Raw genomic sequence first — 11,485 nt, 5'->3', positions numbered from 1 at the left:
AGCATATTCGCCTTCACCGCCCGACGCTACTTCCGCAGGCGCGGATCGAGTGCATCGCGCAATCCATCGCCAACGAACGAGAAACTGAGCATGATCAGGGCGATCATCAGCGTGGGCAGCAACCCCATATGCCAGTAGACACGAATATATGCTGAGGAGACGCCAACCATTTTACCAAGGCTTGCAGTCGGTTCATCAATGCCGAGACCGAGGAAACTCAGCCCCGCTTCGGTAAAAATGGCAGTCGGGATGCCCAGGGTTACCGCGATGATGAGCGGAGTAAGCGCGTTGGGGAGCAGATGCCGCCAGGCTATCTGCCACGATGGAACGCCGATAGCGCGGGCGGCTTCGATAAACTCTTTTTCGCGCAGCGAAAAGAGTTGCGCGCGTGTCAGGCGACAGATATCCACCCAGCCGATCAGGGCGATCGCCAGGATAACATTGAACATACCGCTGCCAAAGATCGAAATCAGGAAAAGGGCGAACAGCAACTGCGGGATAGCGGTGAACAGTTCGACAACCCGCATGACGAAGAAATCGACCCATCCCCCCAGGAATCCCGCGCTCAGCCCCAGTGCAGCCCCAATAACCAGCGCAATCGCCTGCACCGATATGCCAACGATCAGCGAGGTGCGGACGCCGTGGATCAGCCGTTTCAGCATATCGCGCCCGACATCGTCAGTCCCCAGGATGTATCCCGCCTCTCCGGGAAACTTGCGCGCATCGATAGGGCGGGCAAAATTGGGTTGTGGCGCCAGAACATCGGCGAACACAGCCAGAAATACCAGGAACCCGACGACGATCAACGCCCCCATCGCCAGTTTGTTCTTCGAGAAGCGAATGGCGGCATCGCGCCAGAGGTTGCTCGGAGGGCGAGCGATGATCGGGTCAACAGCAGTGACAGCATCCTTTGTCGCAATTGCGCTCATAGCACTCTCTGACAGTAGTTCATGGCGCTACGTTAGTTTCACGCGCGGATCGATCAGGGTGTACAACAGGTCGGTAAGCAGATAGACAATACCCCACAGGGCTGCAATCAGCAGCGTCAACGCCATGATCATCGGATAATCCCGGTCGAGAACGCTCTCGACAAAGAATTTGCCCAGACCCGGCACGCGAAACATCGTCTCGACGAAGATCGTGCCGGTGATCAGATCGGGAATGCGCGGACCCAGCACGGTAATAATCGGAATGAGCGCATTCTTGACGGCGTGGCGCATCACGACCATCCGCTCAGCCAACCCTTTGGCGCGTGCAGTGCGAATATAATCCGCCGTGAAAACATCGACCAGACTGGCGCGGGTGTAGCGCGTGGCGATCCCCATAGGTCCCAACCCAAGGGCAATCATCGGCATAATGATCTGACGCCAGTCATCGCCCCATCCGCCAATCGGCAGCCATTGAAGTTCGACCGCAAACACCAGGATCAGCCAGAGCGCAATCACAAAATTGGGCACGGTGAGACCAAGGGTTGCAAGAAACGTGGCGACATAATCGACAATCGTATTCTGACGGATGGCAGCGAGAATCCCGATCAGGATGCCGCTCCCAAGCGCCACGATGACGGTGACGCCGCCAAGGGTGATGCTGATGGGCCAGGTGCGCCCGATGACCTGGGCGACGGTTTCGCTTGGGCTTGAGAACGAATAGCCGAAATCGCCGCGTAGCGCATTTGAAATATAGTTAATATACTGAATATGGAGCGGTTGATCAAGACCGTATTTGCGAAGAATGTTCGCTTTAGCCGCCGGCGGCAGCGGCATATTCGGCTCGTCGAACGGTCCTCCGGGAGTTGAATGCATGAGTAAAAACGCGACGACCGACACGAGAAAGAAGACGAATGCCAGCCCTGCCAGACGCTTCAGAATGTAGGCAACCATGAGCAACTCCGTAAGAGGTGAGAGGCAGGGAAAGGTTGCATGGCGACGCTCCCCGACCCCTCACCCCCGTTCTGACCCGCTTATCTCGGAGGCGCTTTCCGATACTTCGTGACCTCGTTGCTCATATACATGGTTTGCAACGAGTCGCTCATTGATGTGAAGCCGGGCCACTGCAAACCGGAGAAACCGGCGATATTCGGCTCGAAGCACTCACCGACGACATAGGGCTTATAGATGTCGGCGACGGTACGGTGGTAGATGAAGACCGCTGGCGCTTCTTCGCACAGCAATCGCTCCGCATCCTGGAACACCTTGATACGATTTGGATCGGTGCTCTCCGACGCCGACAGCACCATCTCGTCGAATTTCTTGTTGAACCAGTTGTGGCGACCCGTGCTGAGCCAGACGCCGAGCATGTTCGACGGGTCGAGGAAGTCGATGCCATATGACACCATGCCGAACTGGATCTGAGTCGGCTTGGCATTGAGCGCATCCATGAAGGTCTTGAAGTCCTTGTTTGAGACCTCGACTTCGATGCCGTACTCCTGGGTGATGGCTGCGGCAATTGCTGCGGCGAGCGCCTGGCGGATCTGCGGCTCATTGCGCAGCCACAGGGTCAATTTGGGGAACCCTTTGCCGCCTTCGTAGCCAGCTTCCTTGAGCAGTGCGCGCCCAAGTTCAGGGTCGTAGCGCTGAATATCCTTCAACCCCTCTGAGTTCGATGCCGGGAAACCGGGCATCAGGAAGGAGTATGCCGGGATGCCCTGTGTTGGCGTGATGATCGTCTTGATCAGCGTATCGCGGTCGACGATATGGCTGAACGCCTGGCGCACGCGCACATCGTTGAACGGCGGATTCTGGCAGTCGAAGAAGAGGTAATCGGTGCGGAAGTCGCCAGCGGTCAGACGCACCTGCTTCGAGAGTTCGGGGTCTCTGGCGATGATCTCGTTGTCGGCTGTTTGCAGTTGCTCACCGGTCACGCGGTCAACTTCGCCCGCCTGGTATCCGGCGAACATGGCTTCGGGGCGTGCCGCAATCTGAACGACGCGCTCAATCCGCGGACGGTTCGTGCCTTTGTAGGTCGGGTTGATCTCGAACACCACCCGTTCGCGCGGCTTGAACTCTTTCAGAATGTACGGTCCGCACGAAATGGTCTTCTCCGGGTCTGCCGTGTAGAGACCGGAGCCGTACTCTTTCAGTTTCGCGGCGCTGAGCACTTCGCTGTAGACCAGTTTGGCGGGCAGGAAGGGCGCTGGCGTTTCAGTTTCGATCACCAGGGTGTGCTTATCTTTCGCTGTGACGCCAAGCTCTTCCAGCGGCAGTTCGCCAGCAACGCACTTGTCCCAGTTCTTGATCGCTCCCGGCGCACTGTAGTACCAGGCGAAGTCCCAGGCATGCTGCGGGTCGGCAGCGTAGCGGAAGGTTGCCACAAAGTCCTCTGCCGTCACCGGTGTGCCATCGCTCCAGACCAGATTGGGGTCCAGGTTGAACGTCCAGACCTTGCCGGTCTCATCGGACGACCACGAGAGCGCGGCAGCCGGTTGCACCTGGAAGTCCTTGTTCAGGCGCACGAGGGTATCGCCGGTCAGGTTGGTGATGCTGCCGAAGCCTCCCGACTTGTAGATCGTTTCCATCTGGTTAGGGCTGGTGAAGTCGGCGGTGATATCGAAGTAGACGACGAAGGTCTGATGTTCGAGCGGGGCGGCGTTCTCCGGCAGGGTGACGCCGAGCGAGTTCGTGACGGTGCCCGCCGGTGCAGCAGTTGGTGCGGGGGCGGCGGTTGGCGGCGGCGTTGGTTGAACCGGCGCAAGGGTTGGCGCCGTCGTTGGCGGGGGAAGCGTCGCTGGCGGCTGGGTTGGTGCGGTTGCGCCGCCGCCGCCACAGGCGGCAAGCGCCGCTGACCCGATGCCGATAGCTGCGGCGCGCAGAAACGTGCGTCGGTTCAGTCGTGCTTTTCTGTCGTGTGTCATGCGCTGGTGTTCCTTTCCGTGTCCTTGTTGAAGGCGGAGAATCTATCACGCACACGCGCTTGCGTGTTGCGCTTCCTCAGTGCGTCGCCGGTGGCATGGCAGCGTTCGTGCATAGGAACAGGTTGGTTCTGCGCAATAGTTATAGATACGGTCAAGCCGCGCCTGTGCAGCGCTATGGTGGCTTCCTGGACACCCACGGCAGGTTCGCGATGACAATCGTTGTCGGGAATCATTCACCAGAAGCGAAGAGTGGAGAAATCATAACACTACCTGAATCGCTTGTCAATGTTTGGTTAAGTCCGAAACGCTGCGCACGCGCCTGGTTCACCTTTTCCCGATCATTCCCCAATTGTGGTACACTTCCCCCATCGGATGTTATCGGGCATTCTGGCTTCATCGATTGGGAACAGTATGAGCACGCACGGATATTATCGCTGGCCAACCATTCATGACGACACCGTTGTCTTTGTTTGTGAAGATGATCTCTGGTTGGTTGCCGCATCGGGCGGCGTGGCACGACGGTTGACCGCGAACCCTGGCAGTGTGCAGTCGCCAGCGCTCTCCCCCGATGGTACATTGCTGGCATTTGTCGGACGCGATGAGGGTCCGGGGGAAGTCTTTGTGATGCTGGCAGTGGGCGGTGAAGCGCGTCGGCTGACGTTTCTCGGTGAAACAATGCGCGTATGCGGATGGAGTCGCAATGGGCGCGATATTCTGTTTGCCAGTTCTGCGCATTCACCGTTTTCGCGATCTCCCCTGCTGTACGCTGTCGCTGCCGATGGCGGCGAGCCGCGCCTTCTTCCGACCGGTCCGGCGGTTCACGTGTCGTATGGACCAGACGGCGGCATGGTCATCGGGCGCAATGAGAGCGACCCGGCGCGCTGGAAGCGGTATCGCGGCGGACGCACCGGCGATGTGTGGATCGACCCGGATGGCAGCGGCGAGTGGCGGCGTCTGATCTCGCTCCCCGGCAATATCGCCATTCCGCTGTGGGTTGGCGACCGGATCTATTTTGTGTCCGATCACGAAGGCGTCGGAAATCTCTATTCATGCCTGCCGACCGGCGAGGACCTGCAACGCCATACCTGGCACCGCGAATACTATGCGCGTTTTCCGTCCACCGATGGACGGCGGATCGTCTACCATGCTGGCGCGGATCTCTACCTGTTTGATCCGGCAACGAATGGATCGCGCAAGATCGAGATCGAACTGCACAGCCCGCGAACGCAGCGAAAGCGTCGTTTTGTCGATCCGGCGCGTTTTCTTCAAAGTGTTGCACTGCATCCGGAGGGGCACTCGCTCGTCGCCGTCGTTCGCGGCAAGCCGTTTACATTCGGCAACTGGGAAGGGGCTGTGTTGCAGTACGGCGATCCTGGCGCAGTGCGCTATCGCCTGGCTGACTGGTTGCCCGACGGCAGGCGGATTGTGGTGGTAAGTGATGCCGCAGGCGAAGAGATGCTGGAAGTCCACCCGGTCACATTGGGCAATGGTCAGGTCGCTCCCAGAACGGACGTCGCGGATGTCCAGCCTGGAACGGGATCATCGACATTGCTGTTTGAGGAACCGGTGCGCCTGGACGGACTCGATATCGGTCGTCCTCTGACGCTCGCCGTCTCACCCAAAGCGCCGCTTGTCGCGCTTGCGAATAACCGGAATGAATTGCTGCTGGTCGATCTGAATGATCGCTCCGTGCGGCTGCTTGATCGCAGTCGATATGCCTCTATGCCCGGCATCGCCTGGTCGCCAGATGGACGCTGGCTTGCGTATGGCTTTTGGGAAACGGAGCAGACATCGGTTATTAAACTGTGCGAGATCGCCACCGGGACGATCACCCCGGTCACGCGACCGGTGCTGGTCGATCGATCTCCGGCGTTCGATCCAGAGGGAAAGTATCTCTATTTTATTTCATACCGCGATCTCGATCCGGTGCGTGATGATATTCATTTCGACCTGGGATTTCCCCGCGGTGCGCGTCCATTTCTGGTGACGTTGCGCGCCGATCTGCGTTCGCCGTTTGTGCCGGGTCCGCATCCGCTGGAACGACCGACGGCGAAGCCTGCTTCAGGTGAAGCGTCGTCGGGTCAGGAAGAAGCCACTGCTCCGAAAGAGGCGTCGTCCGAGAAAAGCGTCGTGATCGATCTCGAAGGCATCGCCGACCGGATTGTCGCGTTTCCCGTACCGGTTGGGCGGTATGGGCAGATCGCGGGGATACCGGGAAAGGCGCTCTTTACTGTTTTTCCAATCGAAGGCATGCTGAGTCAGGCGCACATGTCGGGCAGTGCGTCAGCGAGTCGCGGGCGTCTCGATGTCTACGATTTCGAGACCCTGAGTAGCGACACGTTGATCGATGGCGTCTCGCGCTTTGCCCTTTCACGCGATGCGAAGACGCTGATCTACCGTTCCGGCAATCGGGTGCGCGTTGTGAGAGCAGGCGAGAAACCGAAGGATAACAGCCCTGAGCCTGGACGGAAGAGCGGATGGATCGATCTCGCGCGCATCAAACTGCTGGTCTCGCCGCCGGCGGAGTGGAGGCAGATGTACCGCGAAGCCTGGCGTCTCCAGCGCGATCATTTCTGGACGCCGGATATGTCGGGAGTCAACTGGCTGGCGGTCTATCAGCGCTACCTGCCGTTGCTTGATCGGGTTGCAACGCGCGGCGAATTTTCCGATCTGCTGTGGGAGATGCAGGGCGAACTGGGAACATCGCATGCCTACGAATATGGTGGTGATTACCGTCCTGAGCCGCGCTACAGCCCAGGCAGACTGGGCGCAGATCTGCGCTACGACGCCGAAACCGACAGTTATGTGGTCGAGCGAGTGATCCGGGGTGATGTATGGGACGAGCGCGCCAGTTCGCCGCTGGCGCAGCCAGGGATCAACATCGTGCCCGGCGACCGCCTGATCGCAGTCGGCGGGCATCGGGTCGGGCGAAACGTATCGCCGCACGAATTGCTGATCAACCAGGCGGGCAGCGATGTGTTGTTGACCTTTATGAAGATGGACGGTACGCTTCGATCGGTGACCGTTAAGGCGCTCTACGACGAGAGTCGCGCGCGCTATCGGGAATGGGTCGAACGGAACCGGCAGATCGTCCACGACGCAACGCAGGGGCGCGTCGGGTATCTCCATATCCCCGATATGCAGGCACACGGGTATGCCGAGTTCCACCGCGGCTTTCTTGCCGGGGTGGTGTATGAAGGGTTGATCGTCGACCTGCGGTATAATACGGGCGGCTTCGTTTCGCCGTTAATCGTCGAAAAACTGGCGCGAAAGCGCCTCGGATACGGTGTTTCACGCTGGGGCGAACCCGAACCCTACCCGCCGGAGTCGGTAATGGGACCAATGGTGGCGATCATTAACGAAGCGGCCGGATCCGACGGCGATATCATCAGCCACGTGTTCAAAATGATGAAACTCGGTCCGCTGATCGGCAAGCGCACCTGGGGCGGGGTCATCGGCATCTATCCACGCGATACCCTGATCGACGGCGGTGTGACCACGCAACCGGAGTTTTCCTTCTGGTCGGCGGAGGCGGGCTGGCAACTGGAGAATCGCGGCGTTGAACCGGATATTGAAGTCGAAATGCGACCACAGGATTACGTTGCGGGCGTCGATCCGCAACTCGAGCGCGCGATTGCCGAAGTGCTGCGCCTGATGCAGGATCACGCGCCCAAACTTCCCGATTTCGGCGAACGACCACGCCTGCCCTTGCCGGAGGAACGTTGAGGGTTGAAGGTTGGAGCGTTGAGGGTTGGAACGTTGAACGTTGAAGGTTGGAGCGTTGAGGGTTGAAGGTTGAAGGTTGGAATGTTGCAGGTTACGGGTTGCAGGTTGAAGGTTGAACGTTAGAAGGTTGAAGGTTGAACGAACGTTAGAAGGTCGAGTTTTGCACGTTGAACCCGGTTCTCAGTTCTCGGTTCCTGGTTCTCAGTTCTCGGTTCCTGGTTCTCAGTTCTCGGTTCCTGGTTCCTGGTTCTCAGTTCTCGGTTCCTGGTTCTTGGTTCTCAGTTCTCAGTTCTCAGTTCTCGGTTCCTGGTTCTCGGTTCTCGGTTCCTGGTTCTCGGTTCCTGGTTCTTGGTTCTCGGTTCTCGGTTCTCCACATGCCAGGCATTTCATTTGATCGTGCAGTTGATTATTACGACGCCACCCGTGGCTATCCGCCGGGTGTGGCGGAGCGTCTCCGCGACGCGATCATTGCAGCCCTTGAACTGAGCCGGAGCGCACAGATACTGGAAGCTGGCGTCGGGACGGGACGTATCGCCATTCCATTCATCGAGGCAGGGTACTTCTACGCCGGAGTCGATCTCTCGCGTCGGATGATGGGGCAACTGCGTCGGAAACTCGATAGTCGAGTCCACCGTGTGCATCTGATATGCGGCGATGCGATGCACCTCCCCATAGCCGACTCAACCTTCGACGCCGTGGTGATGGTTCACGTGCTCCATCTGGTAGAAGACTGGCGCCAGGTGCTGAATGAAGCGCATCGTGCGCTACGACCAGGGGGAGCGATCGTGCTTGCCGACGAGGTACGTGGCGAATGTGACGGCGCGGATCACACGCCCCGCGCCCAGGTGCAACGCGCATGGTCCGCCATTCTTGATGAACTGAACGTGCCGCCGGATCAGCGCCGCGATGGTGCACCGCATGGTCTGGACGAACGCTTTCGGGATCATCTCCATGCGCTCGGAGCGACGGTTGAGCGTACAACGCTGATCACCTATCGCCAGCAACTGCAGACAGTCCGTGAGGTTGCACGCAGGTATCAGGAGCGGATGTACAGCAGTTGCTGGATACTGCCGGACCATATCCACGCTGAGGCGGCGCGACGCCTGCAACACTGGATCGATGAGCAGTGTCCCGATCCCGATACGCCGCGCGACGCACCGGCGCGGATCGATGCGATGATTGCGCGCCGGACATAGCCTGGAGGATCATCGCTGCGCGTCAACACCCCGGAATTCGGTTCCAGTAAAAAAACTGGAGGGTGCATCCCCTCCAGTCACCTCGTCCGGGAGGCTGCAACATTACCGCTTGCTGTGTTCGGCAGTATTGACGTGGAGAACCGCATACAGCGGGCAAAAACCGGTCACTGCGCTGAGAATCAGCAACACAGCGATAACGGTAAGCATAATCTGCCAGATGCCGGTCAGCCCAAAGAAGCCGAACAGAAACATCAACAAGCCGACGCCAAGACGAATGTCGCGGTCAAGGACGCTTTCATTGACAGGTAGCACGATGTCCCCCTTCTAGCATGTGGTGGATGAGCGGTAACCTTGTGCGGTTCATCACAAAGAACCGACAGCCCTAGTATACACACCGGAACGAACATGTTGTAAAATTCTTCACAATCCTGGGTGGTATTCTCTTAACCAAAAAAGGAAGGATCATGCACGACACCATCATTTTCACCCGTGGCGTTCCGCCAGCCGAAGCATTTCCAACCGCGCAGATCGCCGAATGTCTGGCGACGGCAGTCGAGACGGATGCGGCAGTCGTTCTCCAGTACGGTCACCAGCCCGGCTATGCACCGCTACGGGCGCTGCTCGCCGCCGACTACGGCGTGAAGGACAACGAAATCATGGTCGCCAATGGATCATTGCAGTTGCAGGATCTGCTGGCGGCGCATCTGGTGCGTCCAGGGACGACGGTGCTGACCGAACAGCCCAGTTACGACCGCGCCATTACGACGTTTCGCCGTCGTGGTGCGCGGGTGGTCGGTATTCCCCTCGAAGCCGATGGGCTTGACGTGGCGCGTCTCGAAGCCGAGGTCAAACGGCAGACCCCGGCATTCCTCTACACGGTTCCCGATTTCCAGAACCCGGCCGGGGTGACGACATCGCTGGAAAAGCGGCGCGCAATTCTGGACATCGCCGAACGGTATGGCTTCTGGGTGATCGAGGACATTCCGTATCGATTGCTGCGCTACCGTGGCGAGAGCGTGCCGATGATGCGCGCGATCAATCCCGGACGGGTGATCACCATCACATCGTTCAGCAAACTTCTCAGTCCTGGCATGCGCGTCGGCTATCTGGTGGCGCCGTCGTCGCTGGTGGCGGCGGTGACGAAGGAAGCGGAGAACACGTATCTTTCGCCGGTGCTCCCGACGCAGGCAGCAGTTGCAGAGTTTATCCGGCGCGGCTGGATGGCGCCGAACATCGAGCGGCTGAAAGAACTCTACCGCCCCCGCTGGGAAGCGATGATGAACGCGGTGCGGCGCTACCTGAGCGGCGTCGCCGCTTCCGAACCGGATGGCGGCTTCTTCATCAGCGTCACCCTGCCGGCTGATGCCAATACCCGCAACCTGGTTGCACGCGCGAAGGAGATCGGTCTGGTATTGACCGAAGGGCAGGCGTTCTTTGCCGACCCTGACGAAGGTCCGGCGCCGGATGGCGAACGCTTTGTTCGGCTGCCGTTCTGCGCGGTGACGCCGGAGCAGATCGACGAGGGCGTGCGCCGACTGGCGTCGCTGCTGTAAACGACACGGGCGCGCGGTCACCGATGTGCTGCGCGCCCGCACTGCGTCTACTCATTATTGATCGCCAGCAGATACCCCTTCCCCCGCACATTCAGAATGTAGCGCGGCGAACTGGGATCTGGCTCCAGTTTCTGGCGCAAATGGTGGATGTGGGGCTTGATCAGTTCGCCGGCTTCGAGATCGCTGGCATCGTACCCCTGGGCGCATTTGACCAGCTGACTGTAGGAAAGCATCGTGCCCGCGTGTTCCGCCAGGCAGAGGAGCACGCGAAACTCGGTCGGCGTAAGCGCCAGCGTCCGCCCGCCAAGCGTGGCTACCTGACGCCATGTATCGAGTTGCAACTGCCCGATGACGATCGTCCGCTCCGTTTGCGGCGCCGACGGCGTCTCGGCGGTGGCAGCGACCGAGCCGCGCAGTTCCTGAACCGCCGCTTCGACGGCGTTCAGCAGCGCACGGCGGCGTTGTTCGGCAGCGTGCGCCTGCAGCGCCGCCTGAACACGCTCGATCACCTTCGCCGGTTCGGTGTTCTTCAACAGATAGTCGAAGATGCCCTGGCGCAACCCTTCGACAGCGGTTTCAAGCGAGCCGTGCCCGGTCAGGATAATGATCGGCACGTCAGGGTGGCGCGCACGAGCTGCGGTGACCACCTGCATCCCGTCAACGCCAGGCATCTTGAGATCGATGATCAGGAGGTCGAACGCCTGCTCTTCGAGGAGGGCGATCGCCTCAGCGCCGCCGGAAGCGGTCGTTACGTCATAGCCGGCACGTGTCAGCATTGCGCCTAGCGTCAGCCGAATGTTGGCTTCATCGTCAACCAGCAGGATTCGCTCTGATTGGCTCATTGCCTTCCCTTTCACAGGCGCACAGTGCATGCGGCGCGAACAAACATCATGCATGGTCTGTTCGATGGATGGTAGCACCAAAAGTGGAGAAATGTCAACTCAGATCGCGCATTGGAATCTCATGTCAAAAAAACATCTAGCACATGCCCACCTTTTGTAGTATACTGTTATCAACCAAATCGTTACCTTGTGAGAAATTCCACAAGCTTTTCTCGCGCCAGAAGGTATGCCGACCGGGAAAGGCTCCTCCCACGAACGCAGGAAGCCGCTGTCGGCGGAAGCGTCTGGATGTGTGCGCAGTCCGCTGATACGTGTGGT

At 59.3% G+C, this 11,485-nt stretch carries 8 protein-coding genes; 3 read left to right on the top strand and 5 right to left on the bottom strand.

Annotated features, from left to right (window positions below):
- Positions 1–26: 26 nt before the first annotated feature.
- The 3 genes from ROSERS_RS05640 to ROSERS_RS05630 form a co-directional block, all read right to left on the bottom strand.
- Complete coding sequence (locus ROSERS_RS05640) at positions 27–929, bottom strand: ABC transporter permease (protein ID WP_011955856.1); 903 nt, start codon at positions 927–929, stop codon at positions 27–29.
- Between the two features lie 27 nt (positions 930–956).
- Entirely contained in the window at positions 957–1,880 is a 924-nt protein-coding gene (locus ROSERS_RS05635) for an ABC transporter permease (protein WP_011955855.1), read from the bottom strand.
- A gap of 80 nt (positions 1,881–1,960) precedes the next feature.
- Positions 1,961–3,850, bottom strand: coding sequence for a peptide ABC transporter substrate-binding protein (locus tag ROSERS_RS05630; protein ID WP_011955854.1), 1,890 nt, complete (start codon positions 3,848–3,850; stop codon positions 1,961–1,963).
- Positions 3,851–4,261: 411 nt separating this feature from the next.
- Here ROSERS_RS05630 and ROSERS_RS05625 point away from each other — a divergent pair, with 411 nt between their 5' ends.
- A complete protein-coding gene (locus ROSERS_RS05625; protein WP_011955853.1) occupies positions 4,262–7,576 on the top strand; it encodes a S41 family peptidase in 3,315 nt (1,104 codons plus the stop codon).
- 374 nt (positions 7,577–7,950) lie between these two features.
- Positions 7,951–8,772, top strand: coding sequence for a class I SAM-dependent methyltransferase (locus tag ROSERS_RS05620; protein ID WP_011955852.1), 822 nt, complete (start codon positions 7,951–7,953; stop codon positions 8,770–8,772).
- A gap of 102 nt (positions 8,773–8,874) precedes the next feature.
- Here the strand turns inward: ROSERS_RS05620 and ROSERS_RS05615 are convergent, their stop codons facing one another.
- Positions 8,875–9,084, bottom strand: a complete 210-nt coding sequence (locus tag ROSERS_RS05615; protein ID WP_011955851.1) for a YgaP family membrane protein — start codon at positions 9,082–9,084, stop codon at positions 8,875–8,877.
- Between the two features lie 152 nt (positions 9,085–9,236).
- Between ROSERS_RS05615 and ROSERS_RS05610 the strand changes: the two genes are divergently transcribed.
- Positions 9,237–10,325, top strand: a complete 1,089-nt coding sequence (locus ROSERS_RS05610; RefSeq protein ID WP_011955850.1) for an aminotransferase-like domain-containing protein — start codon at positions 9,237–9,239, stop codon at positions 10,323–10,325.
- A gap of 47 nt (positions 10,326–10,372) precedes the next feature.
- Here the strand turns inward: ROSERS_RS05610 and ROSERS_RS05605 are convergent, their stop codons facing one another.
- Positions 10,373–11,167, bottom strand: coding sequence for a response regulator transcription factor (locus tag ROSERS_RS05605; RefSeq protein ID WP_011955849.1), 795 nt, complete (start codon positions 11,165–11,167; stop codon positions 10,373–10,375).
- Positions 11,168–11,485: the final 318 nt, after the last annotated feature.

The organism is Roseiflexus sp. RS-1 (assembly GCF_000016665.1).
Taxonomy (GTDB): Bacteria; Chloroflexota; Chloroflexia; order Chloroflexales; family Roseiflexaceae; genus Roseiflexus.
Note: the sequence above shows the minus strand (reverse complement) of the source record. Positions and strands in the feature narration are given on the sequence as shown.